This is a genomic window from Marinomonas sp. (assembly GCF_965225885.1).
Classification (GTDB): domain Bacteria; phylum Pseudomonadota; class Gammaproteobacteria; order Pseudomonadales; family Marinomonadaceae; genus Marinomonas.
Genome location: NZ_OZ245329.1, coordinates 997,919 through 1,019,130, shown reverse-complemented (window position 1 = coordinate 1,019,130; position 21,212 = coordinate 997,919). Strand labels below are relative to the sequence as shown.

Sequence of the window (21,212 nt, the reverse complement as noted above, 5' to 3'; positions counted from 1 at the left end):
TGGATACTTGCGTCTATGCGTAATTAGCAGACCACTGCTCAAGTACCTTTTGATATGGTTTTATGAAATTCTGTTCAGCAAATTTGCCTTGCTCACTCGCCAATTGACTGCGTTCTTCACGGTCATAAACAATTTGTGTTAGAGAGTGATCCGAGTTTTTTAAGTTCGGTTGATAACGCTTTCCAGCCACCGCGTTAGCGTTGTAGATTTCTGGACGGTAGATTTTCTGGAAGGTTTCCATCGTGCTGATGGTGCCAATCAGTTCAAGATTGCTGTAATCGTTAAGCAAGTCCCCCACAAAATAAAACGCTAACGGTGCAGCGCTGTTGGCAGGCATAAAGTATCGAACTTGTAAGCCCATCTTCTGAAAATATTGCTCGGTCAAAGACGTACTATTTGGCTGATATTCAACGCCTAATACTGGATGCTGATTTCCTGTTCGCTGATACGTTTTATTGTCTGACACACTCAGACAGATCACTGGCGGCTTGGTAAATTTTTCTTTAAAGCTGTCTGACTTCACAAAGCTTTTAAAGAGCTTTCCATGCAGGTCGCCAAAGTTATCAGGAATGCTAAATTCTTTTTGACCTTTGTTATGGTTTGGCAACACGACGCTGAAGTCGTAATCGCGGACATAAGAAGAGAAATTGTTTCCTACAATCCCTTCAATACGCTGATCAGTGTGGTGATCAAGAATATTCGTCTTCAAAATTTCAATGGTTGGGAAGGTCTGGCCATTCCCTTCGATATCCACATCAACTGAAACGATTTCAAGTTCAACAGAATAACGATCTCCCTTTGCGTTATCCCAATGCGCCAATGCATTAAAACGATTGTTAATCATCCTTAATGCGTCGCGTAAATTCTCTTGTCGTCGCTCTCCTCTGGCCAAATTCGCGAAATTGGTTGTAATGCGAGTATTATCTGAAGGGCGGTAGCTTTCATCGAAGCAAATGCTCTTAATGGTAAAAGTAAAGCTGTTGTTCATGGTGATCTGGTATCCTATTTTCTGAAGTGAAATAAGGATCTATTCCTTGTTTTCACTTGCCAGTTTTCGATTGGCGGCGATCAGCCTAGTTACTAATTGAGTACAGTTATACGCAATCACAATCATGAACAAAAATGAATTAATTTTAACAATCATGAATATTATTCATGTTAAAAAATAGACATTCCTCTAAGATAGTAGCTTTCAATCAAGAGTAAGGGAGTATGCTGGAAGGTGAGAACGCCCTAGATAGAGCGCTATTTTATCGGACACTAATCGACAAGAGAGAATGGAATAACCGGACAATTGAGCACGATATCGGTTCTTTCAATGGTGACCAAGCCCTGATCTTCCGCTGTTAGAATCGCTTCTTCGGAGGTCAAGTCTATTGCCTTGCTTGGGTCTTTCCAAACCACAACATACATCAACCAAAGTGGTGAGTAATGAGTGTTTTGAAATAAAAGAGCTTTGGATCCACGGCCACAGAATTAAAACAAAAAATAATACTTTATTAGCCTATCATCCAAGTTTCTTCTTTATTCCTCAAGGGTCTGATAATGTAACACCATTTTTTTAAGCCTTTACTGGTCTGTTATCTATGAAATTACAATTATCCCTTGATAAAGAATACTATACCCTTGGTGAAGTCGTAAGTGGCCATGTCGATATAGAGCTGGATTCACCGAAATCATTTAACGAAATATATGTGAGCTGTTTCTGGGATTTATTTGGCAAATGCTTACCAGAAAAACACACACCATATAAAATAGTTCTTCATAACGATAAAAAACTCTTGGCTGCAGGAAAACATCAGTTCCCATTTAATTTTACAATGGATCAATATCCAATCAGCTGGCAAGGAGATAAACTTTTTATCGACTGGTATGTCCTTGCTTACGCAGATATTCCTTTTGGGCGAGATAAGAAAGTTTTTAAAAACTTCACACTAAACTACTCCAGTCATTCCAAAATTCCTTTTAAACCAAGGTTTTTAACTGAAACGCCAGGAAGAGTCGAGATAGCATTCGAGCTTTTCCCTAAACCAGAAAAAGATAAGCCTAGAGGGTCAAAGTTAGTCCGTCGCCTCCCAAGTGACCAACCAAAACCAGGTGAAAAAGTATATGAAGGACAAGGAAATTGTCAGCCATTTGATTATCACTTTCACTCAACTCTATTTTCAATATTATTAAGTCTATTTGCCGTACCCAACCTATTAGAACCATACACTTTTGGTTGGATTTGTACTGCCTTGTGGTTATTTTTTGCCCCTAGAACATATTTAAAATATCGTAAGGAATTAAATCGTAGTCGCTGTGGTCCTATATTAATCAAAGTCGATCACCAAGACTTTAAACCTGGGCAAACACTAAAAATCATGTACCAATTGTTACCAAGAAAACCTATAAAGATAAAAAAGTTTACTGCACGAATTGAAATGCTTGAGTCGTTTCATATTAATACCCCCGACTCCAGCTCCTCACTTAGTCCAAAAACACTTGTACATAACATCGCGTTAGTTGAAGAGATTGAAGTTAAAAATGAATTCGAACTTAAACCGAATGAATACAATAAAAAAACGTTATCTATTAAACTACCAGATAATCTCATGCACTCGTTGTATACAGCAGATACTCAGCTGATACCTCAGATAACCATAAACTTAGAAACAGTCTATTGTCGTAATATCTGCGCCACAGTGCCGCTAAACATTACTCCTGATTGACCTTCAGGCTTTACTTTTCAGTAAGCATTTATTGGAGTAGAGCTATAACAAGCGCCAACGAGCAGGCAATCGAGGTTTTATCGCATTCAAATAACGCTGGTTTAGTAGACGCAAAAATTCGGCCACCTAACTTGAATCTACAGCAGCTGAATCCGTCGATGCGTTTCTTAATATGTTAAAAGTCATATCAAATATTTGATATGACTTTGCTATGTTTTAGCCAGCAAACGGAATGACCGGACAATTGAGCACAATGTCAGTTCTTTCGATGGTGACCAAGCCCTGATCTTCTGCTGTTAGAATCGCTTCTTCAGAAGTCAACTCTGTTGCTTTACTTGGGTCTTTCCATACCACGGCGTACATCAACCAAAGCGGCGAATAATGGGTATTTTGACTCTCATAACCTAAAGGTTCTGGGACAGAAGCAAATACGCTCCACGTTTGTTCTTGATTCGGAAACGCATACACGCGCTCTAGCACGGTTTTCATTTGTGGTGGTTTTGGATAATGAGGCACAGCGTCACGCAAACGAGGCGCATAATTGGCATTTTTGGCTTTTGCCACCGCCTGATCAGACACATCTGTCGTAATATAGCGAACTTCTTGCCCCTCGTGCCAACCATGTAGCAAAGGTAAACTTACTTGGGACTGCTTAGAAACAGCACTGCAAGCAGACAATAACAAAGCCAATACAACAAACACTATATTTTTCAAAATGACGTCACCTTTTGATCCATCAACATTCTCTTCTTACTATTCTTAGGCCAGAAAGACAAAAAGAGAAGCTATTTATTTTTTCAGTGTCACCTTTGGTAATCTCACCCAGCTAATAATTCGGCAATACTTGGAATACTCACCTTTACTTTATAGCCATTTTCAATGGGAGAAACGAATACTGTCGCTCCAGCCTCAGCAGCGATTAAAACGCCCGCCATCATATCCCAAGCATTCAAAGCGTCTTCCCTGAAACCATCAAATTGTCCGCTAGCAACATGGGCCAAGGCCAGAGCAGCAGAGCCTGTGCGACGATGTTCAATACCATTTTCTAGTAAGCGCTGAATCGTACTAAAGTAGCTTTCTAGTGACACTTTATTGGAATAGCCTAAATTGACCAAACCAACAAGCTCATCGCCTTGTTGATTAACCTTAATTTTTTGCCCATTTAACCAAGCACCTTGGTCTTTTATTGCTGAAAAAAGCTCTCCTCGACAGGCATCATAAATGACGCCAATCATTGATTCGTCGTCTTGTAGAAATGCAATGGACACACACCATGTAGGCTGTTTACGCAAAAAATTTGTAGTGCCATCAATAGGATCAACCACCCAGACGCCGCCTTTTTCGCTTAAACTCGCGCCGCTTTCCTCCCCTAAAAAGCCGTCTTCGGGAAAGGTTTTCTCTAGCGCTTTACGAATATAATCCTCGGTGGCTTTATCTGCCTCACTCACAAAATCTTGCTGACCTTTGATGTCAATGGTCAGACCTTCTTGCTTTAATCTTTGTTGATATCCAAGGGCAATTTGCCCCGCTTGCTTGGCCAATTCACAAGCAAATTTATATCGAGTATCACGCGGAGATATCATAGTTTTTCCTTACAGAGAAGTACGCTTTACCAAGAAAACATCGGTGCGATAAGTCCTTGATGCCTGTTCTGGATCGCCAATGCGACTTACCAACAAATTGATCGTTTGGCTCGCCATGTCTTGGGTAGGCTGGCGAATAGTGGTCAACTGATAACTTTTCCAACTCGCTTGCTGCATATCATCGAAGCCAGCTATGGCGATTTTTTCCGTCTCTGTGTGGCCGATACGCTCCCGTAACTGATCAATAACACCTAATGCCAAATAGTCATTACAGCAAAAAACACCCTCTGGAAGATTCGCCTGATTCGATAGAATATTTGCAGCAACGACGCCACCTTGATAATCGTGGTTCGGCCCAAGAATGGTATCGGTCTCAATGCCTGCCTGTGCTGCTTGCTCTTTAAACAAGGCTTCACGCATCTGGATACTGTAAGACACCGCCTCGGAACCTATGATAACCACCCGTTTACAAGAACGCTGAACAAACGCCTCAACTAAAAGAGCAATTCCCTTTTCATTATCACAAACTACTCGATCCACTTGCGGATACTTGTCTTTTTTATTGATTAACACCACAGGAACAGACTGCTCAATGCAGTTTTTATAAATATCTTCTGGCGGCGTATCTGAGGTAATAATCACCCCAGAAACACAATAATGCATTAGCATTTCAATAACTTGAGTACTGTCTCGAGCAACCGAAGTAGGAATCAAGAACGGTCGATAATTCTTCGCTAGAATCGCTTCACTTAAGTCGTTAATCTGTTGGCTACGAAAAGGGTTTTCTAAATCCGCCACCACTAAACCAATCAAATCAGAACGCTGCCGATTCAAACTGCGGGCCAAATGATTGACGCGATAGCCCAATTGCTTTGCCGCCAGCATAACTTTTTCTCTAGTTACATCAGACACATAGCCATTATTAGAAAACGTCCGGGAAACCGCTGCTCGTGAAACACCAGCAAGGCGCGCAACATCCACAGAACTAACTTGCTTGATTCTGTTTGAACTCAATGAATTTGCTCCGTCTGTAACCAATTTCTGTAAGCTTTTGCAAAGGCAAAGGGGTAATCAATATTCACTCGATTGGGTTTTAGCGCAATTAACTCCAGCCAAGTTGATATGTTTTTTCCGGGATAACGCAGCATGACCTCCATGCCCATTTTTTTGCACTGGGTAAGCTCAGTAAGATCGTCACGGAGATAATCGTATTCAACAATACTAGGTTTACCGTGATCAACCAGAGCTTCTAACGAGGCAAAATCTTGGCGTCGGCGCATAACACGAGCCTGCGGATAACGCTGCTGAATATCATCTACATAAGCCGAATTGAAACTCCAAAAAAAGCAGTGTCTAAGATCGTAGTATTGCTCAACTTCTGTTATCACTTGATCAACGTCGGCCACTTTCAACTCAACATAAAGCTCCTTTTCAGCGTCTTTCACCAGCAATAAAATATCTCTTAACAGTGGTACCGCTTGATCAACAAAACGCGCATCAAACCAACTTCCGGCATCGCAACAGGTTAGATCCATTGACGATAGAGTCTGTATTTCTCCTGTTAAATCTGTAGTTCGTTGAGCCGTTCCATCGTGGATGACCATTAATTCGCCATCCAAGCTGGTATTCACATCCAGCTCGATAACTTGAGCACCAGAACGTAAGCCAATAATTGTGCTTGCCATCGTATTTTCCGGCGACACGCACGCCGCACCGCGATGTAACACTATATCTATCGGATTTTCAGGCGATGGTCGGTAGCCTGAAATCATTTCTGGTAAGTTGGTGCAAATGCCCAATACAGGCAATACTAACAAGTGCTCCATTTCCGAAGCTCTTTCTTCGTGCCAAAGCACGATAGGTAACTGCAAACTTGCCGCCTGAGCAAGCAAGGCTTCTGTGATCAATTTATGCGGTGTATCTAACGCATTCTCCCAACATAAATGAATCATGTCGGCCGCTGCCAGCTTAGCTTGTTCAAAGGGACAATCGCCCGCTCGAACCAACACAGACAAAGGATATTCGCAGCCTATCTCGTCCAGCTGTTTCACCCAATCTGGGTTAAACGAACCAATACAAACCGCATCGAAATTTGTGAAACTTAAAACACTCAAAACCTTCAATCCTGCACCGGCGTCTTTCAGCTCTACATACAAACCCGTATCGGTTGCTTGAGCTAACGCCAACACTTGCTCAAAGGTGGGAACCACTTCGCCGTTATACAATTCAATTTGCATTAACTCGCCATAAGTGAGTTGCGAAATAAACGCATCTATTCCGGCAGTGGCAAGCAAGCTGTCGTCATGACTCACGATGCAAACACCATCGGCAGTCAAACGTACATCTAATTCCCACATATCAGCCCCAAGTTGAGAGGCGTAATTGAACGCAGACAAGGTGTTTTGCAAACAATGTCCACTAGCTCCGCGATGGGCGATATTTAATGGATAACCTGTTGCTTGCGCCAACAATTTATTTAGACGTTCATGGCGTTTCATAAAGGCGAGCTCCATCTTGCTGGAAAAGAAGCAGGTCTTTATCTTTTACAGACCATTGCACCTTGTCACCAAGTTTAAGGTCACTACGAACCGGTTGGATCGTTCGGATCACAGATCCGTCTGCCAATCTAAGATCGTAAAGATTTTCTCGTCCTTGCACTTCTATAAAGCAAACCTGCGCCCAGTTCACCTCATTATCACCACAAGGTTCAACAGGATTACCCAGCACAACATGCTCAGGACGCAGACCAATTTTGGCAAAGGATTGATCTTCATAACCAACACTCAAAGGTAAACATACGTTAGCTTCTGAGCTCACAAAGCAACCGCTAGTAATCGCTCCAGTTAGAAACGCAATGGGGGGATTTCCCAAGAAGCTTGCTACAAAATCATTTACAGGATTGTTGTACATTTCATAAGGCGTATCCACTTGAACAATCTTGCCGCCGTTCATGATGGCGATACGATCACACATGCTCATGGCTTCCACTTGATCGTGGGTGACCAAAATAGCCGTGATGCCAGACGCCTGTTGAATTCGACGAATTTCCGAACGCATTTCCAAACGCAAAGCCGAATCCAAATTCGCCAAAGGCTCATCCAACAATAAAACATCAGGGTCGCGAACCATGGCTCGGGCTAAAGAAACCCGTTGCTGTTGACCACCGGACAATTCGGCAGGCTTACGATGTAATAAATTATCGATGCGAACCAGTTTGGCAATGTCATCGACTTTACGTTTAATCTCAGCCTTACTTTCCTTACGAACCATTAGCGGGAAAGAAATATTTTCCGCCACCGTCATATGAGGATACAAAGCATAAGATTGAAAAATCACCCCTACATTACGCTCCTGTGGAGGCAATTTAGTCACATCACGTCCAGCGAAGACAATGCGACCTTGGTTAATATTATGAATACCACTGACCGCAAATAAGGTGGTCGATTTACCACAACCAGAAGGACCTAACAGCGCAATCATTTCTCCAGAACCAATATCCAGATTCATGTTGTCGATCACCACTGTGTCGCCGAAAGCTTTTGTGAAATTAGATATTTGAATGCCCATTAGCCTTTATTGCCTCCGCTGTACATATTCATAAGCTGTTTCTGGAACAGCGCAAAAAGTAATATCACTGGCAGCACATAAAATAAGCCGACAGATTTAAACAAAGCCATGTCGAAGTTATTGTCATCGGCAATTAAGTTCGCCAAATACACCGACAAGACTTGAGCGTCATTACCCGGAGCCAGCACCTGCGGGAGAATGTATTCGCTCCAACTGGCCAAGAATGAAAAAATACCTAACGCCACTAAAGCAGGTTGAATCAAAGGCAACACGATTTTTCGCCAGACCATCAAACGACTTGCGCCATCTTGCATGGCCGCCATTTCCAGCTCCCAAGGAACCGAGTCATAAAACCCTTTCAAAATCCAAATACCGAAGGGAAGTTCCAATGAGGCTTTAACCAAAATGACGCCACTTAATGTGTCGTATAGCCCCAAATATTGCAAAATCAAAAATATGGCAATCAACAAGGTAACGGTTGGAAACGCATGCAACACCATGACACCTCCCAACATAGCGCTACGCAAAGGAATATTCAGTCGTGATAAGGCGTAGGCCGCCATGGAAGACACCAGAATCGTCACCAAGGTAGAAACCACCGAAAACACCAAGGTATTTAAGGTCACGATCCAAATATTGGGCTTACCCGGAATTGGCTCCCACAAAAAGCGCCAATGCTCTAAGGTAAACTCATAGGGCAAAAGGTCGCCCGGATGGGTATTCGATAAAGTATCAATAAACAAATACACATACATCAGAGCAAGGGGCAAACTGATGACACCCAATGCAACGATCAAATAACGACTGCTTTGTTGACTCGTCATGCTCACTCCTAAATCTCGATCCGAGGTTTGCTATTCATCTTGTTAAAGCCAAATACTTTTAGATAAATCAAAGACAAGGTTATTCCCAATACCACCAGCACCAGTGCCAAGGCCGCCCCATATCCATACTGCAAATTGCCCGCGTAATTATTCAGCGCAACGTGATACGCCAACAAAGACCAGACCTCAGTCGAACCACCTGGGCCGCCATCGGTCGCTAACAAAATATAATCAAACGAGGCAAGTAAAGAGAGCGTTTGGTAACAAGTGATAAACAGAATAGGCCAACGTAACTGAGGCAAAATAATGTAACGAATTTGTTGCCAACGATTGGCTCCATCCACTTCACTGGCCCAGAACTGCGTTTTAGGAATCGCGTTGATCGCCGAGGACAACACCAGCATGCCCATTGAGGCACCGACAAAACCATTGATGAGAATAATAAACACTAACGCACTGGTCGGCGTGTCTAGCATCCAGTTTCGTGATGGCACATCGAAATAGCCCAACAAGGTAGAAATGAAACCTGTGTCCCAAGCCAACCACTTCCATAACAACACATACAAAACTGGTGGCGTGATACGCGGTAAAAGCCATAAGCCACGATACATAGAAGCGGCTTTTTTCGGCATGTAATGCGTAGCAATCGCCAACACCAAGGCAAAGCCAACATTAAATAATGCTAAGGTGGTAAAAACATACATAAGAGTGACAGACAGCGATGTCGTCGCGTCTGGCAAATTCCAAATACGCTGATAATTCTCTGTGGTCCAAGTCCAGCCAGTATAGGTTGACGCTAACAAGGCAGATTCTTGTTCTGCACTCAACTCGATTTCGGCGCCTTTCACCGCGGCTAAAAAATCCGCTTGGGTGTCATAACGATTATGGCCAACCGAATATTGGAAATATTTTGCTAACGTAGTTAATTGTCGCGTACTGCGAGGTGCGCCTTTTAGGTCTCTTAATGCTTTGGTTAACTGACGACGCTGCTCATACACTTTGCCTAATAAATGATTTTCTATTTCGGCTACATAACGCGGATTGATCTCGCTTTTTTTAAGGGACGACAATGTGGCTTCGGTCACTTTAAAGCGTGTTGCTTCTAGCCGCTTCGCCAAATCAGGCATTTTGTAGTCAATGCTTAACGTATTTAACGCGGCTTTCGTCACCTGATAAGCACCACCACTGATTCCCGTTGCGGTACTCATATTGGTGAACGAAAAAAAGGCAGTCATTACCACTGGCAAAAGAAACAGTAAGATGACAAATATCAGCGCCGGCGACAGTAAAAAAGGCCCTAATGTCTTTGAGCGATTCATAGGATATCTCCAAAAAAAACGCCCCAAGCCAGAGCTTAGGGCGTATTCACTCGCACAATTAACGAATAATAACGCTGTTACCTAGCGTGCTACGAATTTCTGTTTCTGCATCCGCAACCGCTTGTTTTGCTGTTTTTTGCCCCGTCCAAGTCGCTTCTAGACCTTTCCAATAAATCGTCCAGAAAGCACCAAAGTCGACATTGTTCGGCATAGCATTGGCGTGAGGTAATAAACGCTCTGTGGCTTCAGCCGCCCAACGATTATTCGCATATAAACCAATTTCATTTTGTATTGGGCTGATACCTAGGTGAGAAGACTTGATGGCGTGCAAGGTGTTGATACGAGGCTCAGAAGCGATTTGAATCAACTTAGCAGCAATTTCCATTTTAGCTTCGTCTTTCTGCTTAGTAATCAGATAAACCACTGGATGCGTTAACGTATTGGCTTTTCCTGATTCACCTTTTTTACCTTGTGGGATCAAGCTAAACTCAATTTTGCCAAAGAAATCTTGCAGACCTTCTTTGCCCGTATAACGAGCATAATGCCAAGTCCCACCGTGCCAGAAAGCAGCTTTACCATTGGCTACTTCGGAATACCACTGATCCCAAGGCGTACCTATGTGATTACGACGTGTTACACCCATCTCAACCGCATCAGCAAAAAACTGGTAAGTTTTCTGCATTGCAGCTTTATCAAAGATCAATCGACCGGTATCTGGATCTTGTAGTTGGCCACCAAAACTGGTGTAAAACTGCCAATAATCTGGTCCGTTTGAAGGTCGTGGGTAAAATCCATAACCTTTTTCAACCAACCCCTTATCTTGAATTTTTTTCGCATCGTTAAGCATACCATAGAGGCTGTAATCTCCAGACTCAATTCGGGCAGGAAGTTTTTCAATATCTGCTGCACTGTAACCAATCGCTTTCAAATAGTCCTTCCAAGCGAAGAAAGGACGAGCTTCTGCATCCTGTGGGACACCATAAATACGACCATTAAAAGAAGCGATATCGACTAAGTTTGGATAAAGGTTGTTTAACGGCCAAGCATCGAAGCTGACATAATCCTCAATAGGTGCAATCAATCCAGACTGAGCCCAAGGCGCAATATCTTCGTGTCCGGTAACCACGATATCAGGCGCAGAGCCGGATTCTGCAGATAACGTAATCGCTTGTTTAAAGCTATCCCAATCAGAATAAGTACGCTTTTTGACATTAATAGTTAACGCTTTTCCTTCCGCATCGGCTTCCTTCATTAAAAGGTCAGCGGCCATTTCAATGGCATCCACACGATATTGATCGTTCGGACCTGTACCACCGGCTGATACCGAAATATCATAACTGGCCGCATTCGCTAAACCGACAACGCCTAAGGACAAAGCGAGCATGCTGCGCTTCATAAAAGTACTTTTTTGAGTTCCTGATTGCATCATTCCGAGCCTCTCAAAGACAGTCATTAAAAAATTAAATAGTGATTGTGAACACGTGCTCACATTGCTAGGAGAGTATTGCTTTATAAGATGACAAAGGAGTGTCTTTGACATGACAAATGAATGACAGCTTGATGACAAAACCGCCTAGCCAGAAGCAACAAAATTGAATCTGCGAAGCACATTAAAGATGCACACCGAAAATATTCTTATCAAGGTCTTAATCTCGAAAAAAACATAGTCGTATTCTAGTTACTAACATATCATTAGAACTAAATATCTTCTGTTAACGACCCAACTGTTTATTACGAATTAAGGAAAAACTCATGGCTTCTATTTTCAAAAAGATGCTAGGAATGGCACCTAAAAATGATTCAAATGGATCCTTTAGCCCTTCGACGGTTGCACTGAAATTGGCAACCAAAAGTAAAACGGATTACGACCATAGCGTTTATCCAAATGCCTACCAAGAAGGCAAACTCAAAGTGCTGATGATCTGCACCGAAGAGCGCTATATGACCATGCAAAATGGTACGAAATTCTCCACTGGCAATCACCCAGTTGAAATGCTTGTTCCTATGCTGCACCTCGAAAAAGCTGGTTTTGATATTGACGTCTGCACACCAACTGGCCAGCCTGTGAAAGTCGAAATGTGGGCCATGCCATCAGAAGACGATGCTGTACAAAAGATGTATAAGAAATACCTACCAAAATTTGAAAAGCCGCAATCATTACAAAGCTTTGTTCAAGATGGCATGACGGAAGATTCTCCTTATATTGCGGTTTTTATTCCGGGTGGACACGGTGCCATGTTGGGCTTGCCAGAGAGCAGAGATCTGCAAAAAGTCATTTCTTGGGTCGTTGATCAAGACAAATACATGCTGTCTATTTGCCATGGCCCAGCAGCATTGCTAGCGGCAAATCTAGATGGCGAAAAAGACGCGTTTGCTTACAAAGGCTACAAAGTCGCTATCTTCCCAGATTCTGTCGATAAAATGACGCCATTATTCGGCTATATGCCAGGTCACATGCCTTGGTACTTCGGTGAAAAACTGTCTGCTTTGGGCGTTGAAATCATCAACAAAAAAGCCGATGACGCCTGCTACCAAGACAGAAAACTTATCACTGGCGCGAGCCCAAATGCCGCGAACGCTTTCGGCAAAATGGCCGCAGAAGCCTTATTGGATGAATTAGCGTAATTTGATAGCCATCACCAAAAAAAACCGTTTTAGTCTATTGAACTAAAACGGTTTTTTTATGGGCGTTTTATCTGTTTCTCACTAAACTGAATCATTCTCGTCTTTCAATTTAGCGTATTTATACACCGTATTACGGCTGACGCCAGCCGTTTTTGCCGTTTGTGAGACATTGCCTTTGAACTCGCTTAACAGGCGAGGAATCAGCCTTTCTAAGGGTTCATCTTGTCCCGTAGATGCAGACTCTGTTAGATCAAATGACGCGGAAGCATCCAGATCATCAAAAAAATCATCAGGTAAATGCCATTCTTCCAACTCTTCCTCATCGGCCATTGCCATACCGACTTTTAATACATGAGCGAGTTGGCGCATATTTCCCGGCCATGGATGAGTCACTAGTAAATCCAGCATAGCTTGCGACAAAGCTGGACCAGGCTCTTCTTTTCGCAAACGTTCATGAAGGTATTTAATCAATTCCGCCTTGTCAGTTCGTTCTCGCAAAGCGGGCAATTCTATGTTCAGACCAGAAATCCGATAGTATAAATCTTGGCGAAAACGACCTTCTTTCACTTCTTCTTTTAAAATGCGGTTAGTGGCGGAAATCAGTTTAATATCCACCGGAAAGGCTTCCGTCGACCCCAACGGGGTGACCACTCTTTCTTGCAAAACGCGCAGCAAACGCGACTGCACTGCCATGGGCATTTCACCGATTTCATCGAGAAATAAAGTGCCGTGATGCGCCCGACGAATCAAGCCAATTGAGCCTCGATTTTGAGCGCCAGTAAAAGCACCTTTTTCATAACCAAAAAGTTCAGACTCAACCAATTCAGCGGGAATAGCAGCACAGTTTACCGCAACTAACATCTCTTTAGCGCGAGAACTATGGTAATGCAGGCTGCGCACAAATATCTCTTTACCAGCGCCCGTTTCGCCATGAATTAAGATAGGAATATCCTTCTCCATAATCTTATGAGCTTGGCGCACTAATCGCTCCACATGATCATCACCATGTTGTAATTCCGCCAGTGGAATGACGTTATCTGGAATCGTTTTAGATGGCGATATTTCCAGCTTCTTCACCTTTTCAACTGGCGGATTTTTTTCATTCATAACAAGGGCTTCTGGCTGTGGAGGAGCGACGTAATCAGCTCGCTGACGAAAGTCAGGGATGCGCATAATCTGCTGTACGGGAGGAATGACTTTGACATAGAACTGATAACGTCTCATGGCGATCAATTTCATCGGCAAGCTATAGGGATGATGTTTGATTTCACGCATTTCGATATCAAAGATTTGATTAATATTTAACAAGGCCAAGTCCTGCGCGAGCACGACTTCTGCACGACGATTCGCCGACACGATTGTGCCGTTTTCATCGAGCACCAAAATACCAGACCAATGACTGTCTAAACTGACCACATTGGTATTAAAACTGAGAATAAAATGCTCTTGTTGGAAGGCAGCAAATATCAGACGATTTTCCACACTCAAGGACATGAGTTTGACCATTCCAAAAGTATGATCCTGCGGAAGATACGCATCTGAAGAAATGTCTAAGACACCAACCAAATCGTTTTTGGTGTTGTAGATTGGCGATGCCGAGCCGACCATGAAACGATTAGCACGCAAGAAATGCTCATCTCGCCCCACTTGAATGGCTTCACCAGTAATCAGCGCCGTGCCAATGGCATTGGTGCCGACGCCCATTTCTGTCCATTGGTTTCCACCCACCAAACCATGCTGTGAAGCACTACCAAAACGCGGTTGTCCCCATGTGTTCAGCACATGCCCTTGGCGATCTGCCAAGACAATCATACAAGCCGAATTGCTGAGGATGTTTTCGTAGTAGGGCAACACTTCGTTTTCTGTAGTTTCCAGCAAGCTACGATGCTGATCTATCAAGTCACTCAAGGTGCCTTTTGGCAAGGTTGCGAAATCTGGTCGACTACTGTGATCCAAGCCAAATTGCTCGCAACGATACCAAGAAGCTTGAATTCGCTCTTTGTGAGTCTGTGCCAGATTCGCTTCCGAAGCTGGACCTATTTCTGCTGAGGTGCCAGCGGTGTTTTGTTGTTTTTGTTCTTCTTCGTCTTGCATTTCCAACTCCAACACATCAGGTAAAACACCCAAAGTGTGCATGAAATGTTCACTGTAATTGCAAGACTGTAAACACTTTGAACACTCGTGAACAGTCCTTTTTCGAAAGTGAAAATCACCTAAGACAACCAAAAAATCATATAAAAATAATATTTTTCAATAAGTTAAGTATTCCTAAGAGTATGGAAATATTTTTGGCATGGCTTTTGTAAGTACTTACCGTATACAGACAAGATTACTGTGCATTCATTTTTGAGCCTTGCAGAAGACCAAGAAGAGTTTGCACAAGAAAACAATAACAACAAAAAAGGTACTTACAATGTCTCTGACGCTGCAGAATGTATCGCGCGTTGTTGAAGGCGAGACGTGGATCGATGACGTAAACCTGTCTCTCGAACCCGGCTCTTTCAACGTTTTACTTGGTCGCACCCTGTCCGGTAAAACCACGCTGATGCGCCTCATGGCCGGTCTTGATCGACCAACTAAAGGGAAAATCCTCATGAATGGGGTGGACGTAACGGGTGTGCCCGTTCGCGAACGCAACATTTCCATGGTGTACCAACAGTTTATCAATTACCCCAATCTCACGGTTTACGAAAACATCGCGTCACCGCTTCGTTTGGCAAAAATGGATGAAAAAGAAGTCGACCGCCGCGTTCGTGAAACCGCTGAAATGTTGCGCATCGATCCTTTCCTAGATCGCTTGCCATTACAACTTTCAGGTGGTCAGCAACAACGTACCGCCATGGCGAGAGCCTTGGTGAAAGACTCGCAAATCATCCTGTTTGATGAACCCTTGGTTAACCTCGATTACAAATTACGCGAAGAGCTGCGCCAAGAATTGCGCGCCTTGTTCAAAGCTCGTAACTGCATCGCCATTTACGCCACAACCGAACCTAACGAAGCACTAGCTTTGGGCGGTAACACGGCGGTATTAAACGAAGGTCGTTTGTTGCAAATGGGGCCAACCGCTGAGGTTTACCATCAACCAAAAGACATTATTACCGCCGAGATGTTCTCAGAGCCGCCAATTAACGTGGTTCCCGGTCGCGTCAGCGAAGAAGAAGTGACTTTTGACGACACCGTACATTTTCGTTTAAACAGCGATTTACGTCGCCTGATTCCAGGTGAATATCAGTTTGGCGTGCGCGCCTCTCACATTGGTTTAGTACCGCATTCTGACGATGATTTAGAGCTACCGGTGCGAGTAGACTTGGCTGAAATCAGCGGTTCTGAAACCTTCTTACATGTTCACAATCCGCATTTTGATTTGGTACTGCATTTATCTGGGGTTCATGCCTATCAAGTGGACCAAGAAATTAAAGTCTACTTCCCAACGCACAAGCTGTACGCCTTTGATGCACAAGGCAAGATGGTGCATTCCCCAGCACGAATGAGGGATCAATAATCATGGCTTCTATTACCTTAAATGCCTTAGCGCATACTTATACAGAAAACCCAACCAAGCCAGAAGACTACGCCATCCGCGAAATGTCTCACGTTTGGGAACAAGGTGGTGCTTTTGCACTGCTTGGCCCATCTGGTTGTGGTAAATCCACTCTACTAAATATTATTTCCGGACTGCTAAAACCGTCTAATGGGGAAGTTTTATTTGATGGCAAACGTGTCAACGAACTGAAACCGGAAGAGCGCAATATCGCTCAGGTTTTCCAGTTTCCTGTGGTGTACGACACCATGACGGTATTTGATAACTTGGCCTTTCCACTGCGCAATATTGGCGTGCCTGAATACAAGGTGAAGTCGAAAGTCTACGAAGTCGCCGAGATTCTTGAATTGTCTGACCAGTTGAAACGCAAAGCCAAGGGTTTGTCGGCAGATCAAAAACAAAAAGTCTCCATGGGACGCGGGTTAGTACGTGACGATGTATCGGCGATTTTATTTGATGAACCACTCACCGTTATCGATCCTCAGTTGAAATGGAAGCTGCGCCGTAAACTCAAGCAAATCCATGAGCAGTTCAATATCACTATGGTGTATGTGACGCACGATCAGCTCGAAGCCTCTACTTTTGCCGATAAAATCGCCGTGATGTACAACGGAAAAATCGTCCAATTCGGTACACCACGAGAATTATTCGAAAAACCCGCTCACACTTTTGTTGGCTACTTTATCGGTAGTCCGGGCATGAATTTCTTTGAAGCGGAACTGAAGACCAAAGACGATCAAAAAGAAGCGCTTATGTTTGGTGAACATGAAATCGCCACCAGCGATGCCATGTTAGCGCGATTAAAAGCCATGGGAGCGAGCAAGGTTACTTTAGGCATTCGCCCAGAGTTTGTTCATGTTTGGGATGGCAAAAACAACGACGCTTTTTCTGTCGAAGTGGATTACGTGGAAGACCTTGGTACTTACAAGATTCTGTCTTTCTTATTCCATGGACAAATAATGAAAGCCCGTCTAAGTGAAGATCAAAAAGTCCCATCTGGGCAAATCTATGTGAGCTTTCCGGAACAGTGGACCAAGGTCTATGTGGACGAGTATCTCGTTGACGTGAACGATCAAACGGACACAGTAGATAAGAATAAGGAGACCGACCATGCAAACTAAAGTCGAAAATAACAAGGCATGGTTCCTTGTTATGCCTGTTTTCCTCATCGTTGCCTTCTCTGCCATCATTCCTTTGATGACGGTAGTGAACTATTCGGTGCAGGATATTTTTGATCCTTATACACGCTACTTCGTCGGCACAGAATGGTTCAAACAAGTGATGTTAGACAGCCGCTTACAAGAAGCTTTGCTGCGTCAATTTATCTATTCTTTCACGATTATCATCATTGAAGTACCACTGGGGATTTGTATTGCCTTGATGATGCCAACTAAAGGCAGAGGCGCGTCTTTGGCCTTAATTCTGGTTGCTATTCCTTTGCTGATTCCATGGAACGTAGTGGGCACCATTTGGCAAATCTTTGGCCGTGCTGACATCGGTTTATTCGGTGCCTTTATGAGCAGTATCGGTATCGATTATAACTATGCCTCTGATCCTACCGACGCTTGGTTAACGGTTGTCTTAATGGATGTATGGCATTGGACTCCCTTAGTTGCCTTATTGTGCTACTCCGGTCTGCGGGCGATTCCTGAAGTGTATTATCAAGCAGCACGTATCGACCAAGCGTCACGTTGGGCGGTATTCCGTTACATCCAGCTGCCTAAGCTCACTAACGTACTGATTATTGGTGTGTTATTGCGCTTTATGGATTCTTTCATGATTTACACCGAACCTTTTGTGCTAACCGGTGGCGGTCCAGGTAGTTCCACAACCTTCTTGAGCCAAGCCTTAGTACAGCAAGCCATCGGTCAGTTTGACCTTGGTCCTGCCGCAGCGTTCTCGCTGGTGTACTTCTTAATCATCTTGCTCGTGTGTTGGGTGTTCTACACCACCATCATGAACATGCAAAAAGACAAGTAGGAGCGGATCATGACTCAATCAAATACCTCTATGACACGCACACGCAATACAGGTAAAAAAGAACAAGCTCCGGTGTTTAGCCGAGCGGAGCGTAAAACCCGCAATGCCAATTTGCGTGGACGCTTTGGCTTGGTGCTGTACGTGGTTTTGTTACTGCTGCCAATCTATTGGCTAGTAAACATGTCATTTAAAACCAATACCGAAATTCTGAGCGGATTGTCTTTCTTCCCTGAAGATTTCACCCTAGCAAACTACGCCAAGATATTTGGCGACCCAACGTGGTACATGGGTTACCTAAACTCGATATTTTACGTGTCCATGAACATGGTCATCAGCCTCGTTGTTGCCTTACCTGCAGCTTATGCATTTAGCCGCTATAAGTTTATTGGTGATAAGCACATGTTTTTCTGGTTACTATCTAACAGGATGGCGCCACCAGCCGTGTTCTTATTGCCGTTCTTTCAGCTGTATTCTTCTGTTGGCTTGTTCGACACCCATATTGCCGTAGCGCTCGCTCATTGTATTTTCACAGTGCCGTTAGCGGTTTGGATTTTGGAAGGCTTTATGAGCGGCGTGCCTCGTGAAATTGACGAAACGGCGTATATCGATGGCTATTCGTTCCCGAAATTCTTCGTGCGTATCTTTATTCCCTTGATTCGCTCAGGTATCGGTGTGACAGCCTTCTTTTGCTTCATGTTCTCTTGGGTAGAGTTGCTATTAGCACGGACGTTAACGTCAGTCGATGCAAAACCTATCGCCGCCATTATGACGCGAACCGTCTCAGCGTCTGGGATGGACTGGGGACTACTCGCAGCCGCAGGTGTGCTCACTATCCTGCCGGGTATGTTGGTCATTTACTTCGTTCGTAACCATGTGGCGAAGGGCTTTGCCCTTGGTCGAGTGTAAGGAGAATTATTATGGCTTGGATGTCTTGGACATTACCTACCGCCCTATTTTTTATCGGCATTGCTGTGATCTTGGTCGGCATGACCACATGGCAACTGGTCTCGCCTTGCGTGGAACGTCGTGGCTTTTTGCCACTGGCAACCACGCGTGGTGATCGCTTATTCATTGGCCTGCTTAGCAGTGCTTTTATCCACCTTGCATTCGTTGCGTTAACGGATGTGAACATTGCGGTGGCAACCGTCCTATGCGCATTTTGGATGATCATCCTGATGCGTTGGGGCTAGTCTGCGTCGCTCTCAGTCGCGTTTATCAATAAGAACGATGGACTCTCTAGTACGACAGGCACGGAAGCCAAACATAAAAACCAAAAAAGCAAAACCAAACTTAGTTGAGGTAAAACATGCACTACAATAAGAAAAAAATTGCACTCGCCGCCTTACCCTTTGCTGTCATGATGCATTCAGCCACGTTATGGGCTGACGCATACTCAGACGCTGCAGAAAAGTGGGTAGATACCGAATTCACCGTTTCTACACTAACCAAGCAACAACAGCTTGATGAAATGCACTGGTTCACAGAAGCCGCTAAAAAATTCCGCGGTATGGAAATCAATGTAGCATCTGAAACCTTAACGACTCATAAATACGAGTCTCAAGTGTTAGCTAAAGCCTTCACTGAAATCACTGGTATCAAGGTCAACCATGACTTGATCCAAGAAGGCGATGTGGTCGAAAAACTGCAAACGCAAATGCAGTCTGGCCGTAACATCTACGATGCTTACGTCAACGATTCCGACTTGATCGGTACCCATTTCCGCTACGGCAAAGTGGTACCAATCTCTGACATGATGCAAGGCGACGGTAAAGCCTATACTTCGCCAACCTTGGATCTTGCCGATTTCATCGGTTTGGATTTCACCACAGGTCCAGATGGCAAGCTTTATCAGTTGCCAACGCAGCAGTTTGCCAACCTTTATTGGTTCCGTGCTGACTGGTTTGCTCGTCCTGACCTAAAAGCCAAATTTAAATCTATCTATGGCTATGAGCTAGGCGTGCCAGTTAACTGGTCTGCTTACGAAGACATCGCTGAGTTCTTCACCGATAAAGTAAAAACCATCGATGGTGAACGTATATACGGTCACATGGATTACGGTAAAAAAGATCCATCTCTAGGCTGGCGTTTCACCGATGCTTGGTTCTCTATGGCTGGTGCTGGTGATAAAGGCCTTCCAAACGGCTTGCCTGTAGATGAATGGGGTATTCGTATTAAAGATGCGTGTTCACCTGTTGGTTCAAGCGTCTCTCGTGGTGGTGCAACCAACGGCCCTGCGGCAGTTTATGCAACAACTAAATACGTAGAATGGTTGCGTAAGTACGCGCCACCAGAAGCGCAAGGCATGACCTTCTCTGAATCTGGCCCAGTGCCAGCACAAGGTGGCGTGGCTCAGCAAATTTTCTGGTACACCGCGTTTACTGCTGACATGACGAGTAAAGGTCTTCCTGTTGTGAATGAAGACGGCACGCCAAAATGGCGTATGGCGCCTTCTCCGGTTGGGCCATACTGGGAAGAAGGTATGAAGAAAGGTTATCAAGACGTTGGTGCTTGGACTTTCATGAATTCAACACCAGAAGACCGTCGTCTAGCGGCTTGGTTGTACGCTCAGTTCACCACAGCCAAAACCGTTTCTTTGAAAAAAACACTAGTAGGTCTAACACCTATTCGTGAATCAGATATCAACTCTCCAGAAATGGCGGCTGCGGCACCTAAACTGGGTGGTTTAGTGGAATTCTACAAAGGACCAGCGCGTAAACAGTGGTCTCCAACTGGGATTAACGTACCTGATTATCCTAAGCTAGCTCAGCTTTGGTGGCAGTACATTTCTCAAGCGGCAAGCGGTGAAGCAACTCCACAAGAAGCGCTTAACGGTCTAGCAGAAGCACAGGACAAAGTCATGGAACGTTTAGAGCGTGCTAACGTACAACCTCTATGCGGACCAAAAATGAACAAACCGCGTGACGAAGCTTACTGGTTGGCTCAACCTGGTTCTCCAAAACCAAAATTGGCGAACGAAAAACCACAGGGTGTTACGGTTTCCTATGACGATCTACTTCGTTCTTGGGAATAATATCACTCTACACTCTCTGAACGTTTGACCG

General features: G+C 44.1%; 18 protein-coding genes. 8 read left to right on the top strand and 10 right to left on the bottom strand.

Features of this window, described 5'->3' with window-relative positions:
* Window positions 1-13 precede the first annotated feature (13 nt).
* Window positions 14-988: a DUF1852 domain-containing protein gene (locus tag ACO05V_RS04600; protein WP_421847971.1), complete on the bottom strand. Its 975-nt coding sequence runs from the start codon at window positions 986-988 to the stop codon at window positions 14-16.
* A 598-nt stretch (window positions 989-1,586) separates the two neighbouring features.
* On the opposite strand from ACO05V_RS04600, the gene ACO05V_RS04595 reads away from it, so the two are divergent.
* The gene (locus ACO05V_RS04595) at window positions 1,587-2,711 is read left to right on the top strand and encodes a hypothetical protein (protein WP_421847969.1); all 1,125 of its coding nucleotides are present in this window, start codon (window positions 1,587-1,589) and stop codon (window positions 2,709-2,711) included.
* 216 nt (window positions 2,712-2,927) lie between these two features.
* Here ACO05V_RS04595 and ACO05V_RS04590 read toward each other — a convergent pair whose 3' ends face one another.
* The 8 genes from ACO05V_RS04590 to ACO05V_RS04555 all read right to left on the bottom strand — a co-directional run bounded on the left by ACO05V_RS04590 (window position 2,928) and on the right by ACO05V_RS04555 (window position 11,433).
* On the bottom strand, window positions 2,928-3,425 hold the full coding sequence (locus ACO05V_RS04590; RefSeq protein WP_421847967.1) for a DUF7482 domain-containing protein: 498 nt from the start codon (window positions 3,423-3,425) through the stop codon (window positions 2,928-2,930).
* A 104-nt stretch (window positions 3,426-3,529) separates the two neighbouring features.
* Window positions 3,530-4,294 carry an inositol monophosphatase family protein gene (locus tag ACO05V_RS04585; protein WP_421847965.1) on the bottom strand — a complete coding sequence of 255 codons (765 nt, stop codon included), beginning with the start codon at window positions 4,292-4,294 and terminating at the stop codon, window positions 3,530-3,532.
* Between the two features lie 9 nt (window positions 4,295-4,303).
* Complete coding sequence (locus ACO05V_RS04580) at window positions 4,304-5,308, bottom strand: LacI family DNA-binding transcriptional regulator (RefSeq protein ID WP_421847963.1); 1,005 nt, start codon at window positions 5,306-5,308, stop codon at window positions 4,304-4,306.
* Window positions 5,305-6,792, bottom strand: coding sequence for a glycerophosphodiester phosphodiesterase family protein (locus tag ACO05V_RS04575; protein WP_421847961.1), 1,488 nt, complete (start codon window positions 6,790-6,792; stop codon window positions 5,305-5,307). The genes ACO05V_RS04580 and ACO05V_RS04575 overlap by 4 nt, the downstream gene beginning before the upstream one ends.
* Window positions 6,779-7,861, bottom strand: a complete 1,083-nt coding sequence (locus tag ACO05V_RS04570) for an ABC transporter ATP-binding protein (protein ID WP_421847959.1) — start codon at window positions 7,859-7,861, stop codon at window positions 6,779-6,781. The genes ACO05V_RS04575 and ACO05V_RS04570 overlap by 14 nt, the downstream gene beginning before the upstream one ends.
* Complete coding sequence (locus ACO05V_RS04565; RefSeq protein WP_421847957.1) at window positions 7,861-8,685, bottom strand: carbohydrate ABC transporter permease; 825 nt, start codon at window positions 8,683-8,685, stop codon at window positions 7,861-7,863. The genes ACO05V_RS04570 and ACO05V_RS04565 overlap by 1 nt, the downstream gene beginning before the upstream one ends.
* Window positions 8,686-8,693: 8 nt before the next feature.
* A complete protein-coding gene (locus ACO05V_RS04560) occupies window positions 8,694-10,004 on the bottom strand; it encodes an ABC transporter permease subunit (protein WP_421847955.1) in 1,311 nt (436 codons plus the stop codon).
* A gap of 58 nt (window positions 10,005-10,062) precedes the next feature.
* A complete protein-coding gene (locus tag ACO05V_RS04555) occupies window positions 10,063-11,433 on the bottom strand; it encodes an ABC transporter substrate-binding protein (RefSeq protein ID WP_421847953.1) in 1,371 nt (456 codons plus the stop codon).
* Window positions 11,434-11,756: 323 nt separating this feature from the next.
* Here ACO05V_RS04555 and hchA point away from each other — a divergent pair, with 323 nt between their 5' ends.
* Window positions 11,757-12,629 (top strand): glyoxalase III HchA, encoded by an 873-nt coding sequence (hchA, locus tag ACO05V_RS04550; protein WP_421847951.1) that lies wholly within the window; start codon window positions 11,757-11,759, stop codon window positions 12,627-12,629.
* An 81-nt stretch (window positions 12,630-12,710) separates the two neighbouring features.
* On the opposite strand, the gene ACO05V_RS04545 is transcribed toward hchA, so the two are convergent.
* Window positions 12,711-14,765, bottom strand: coding sequence for a sigma-54-dependent Fis family transcriptional regulator (locus tag ACO05V_RS04545; RefSeq protein WP_421847949.1), 2,055 nt, complete (start codon window positions 14,763-14,765; stop codon window positions 12,711-12,713).
* Window positions 14,766-15,042: 277 nt separating this feature from the next.
* On the opposite strand from ACO05V_RS04545, the gene ACO05V_RS04540 reads away from it, so the two are divergent.
* The 6 genes from ACO05V_RS04540 (at window position 15,043) to ACO05V_RS04515 (ending at window position 21,181) form a co-directional block, all read left to right on the top strand.
* Window positions 15,043-16,131, top strand: a complete 1,089-nt coding sequence (locus tag ACO05V_RS04540) for an ABC transporter ATP-binding protein (RefSeq protein ID WP_421847947.1) — start codon at window positions 15,043-15,045, stop codon at window positions 16,129-16,131.
* Window positions 16,132-16,133: 2 nt separating this feature from the next.
* Window positions 16,134-17,291 (top strand): ABC transporter ATP-binding protein, encoded by a 1,158-nt coding sequence (locus ACO05V_RS04535; RefSeq protein ID WP_421847945.1) that lies wholly within the window; start codon window positions 16,134-16,136, stop codon window positions 17,289-17,291.
* On the top strand, window positions 17,281-18,150 hold the full coding sequence (locus ACO05V_RS04530; RefSeq protein ID WP_421847943.1) for a carbohydrate ABC transporter permease: 870 nt from the start codon (window positions 17,281-17,283) through the stop codon (window positions 18,148-18,150). The genes ACO05V_RS04535 and ACO05V_RS04530 overlap by 11 nt, the downstream gene beginning before the upstream one ends.
* A gap of 9 nt (window positions 18,151-18,159) precedes the next feature.
* On the top strand, window positions 18,160-19,056 hold the full coding sequence (locus ACO05V_RS04525) for a carbohydrate ABC transporter permease (protein ID WP_421847941.1): 897 nt from the start codon (window positions 18,160-18,162) through the stop codon (window positions 19,054-19,056).
* An 11-nt stretch (window positions 19,057-19,067) separates the two neighbouring features.
* Window positions 19,068-19,340: a DUF2160 domain-containing protein gene (locus ACO05V_RS04520; protein ID WP_212917374.1), complete on the top strand. Its 273-nt coding sequence runs from the start codon at window positions 19,068-19,070 to the stop codon at window positions 19,338-19,340.
* 116 nt (window positions 19,341-19,456) lie between these two features.
* A complete protein-coding gene (locus tag ACO05V_RS04515; RefSeq protein WP_421847939.1) occupies window positions 19,457-21,181 on the top strand; it encodes an ABC transporter substrate-binding protein in 1,725 nt (574 codons plus the stop codon).
* The last annotated feature ends 31 nt before the right edge of the window (window positions 21,182-21,212 follow it).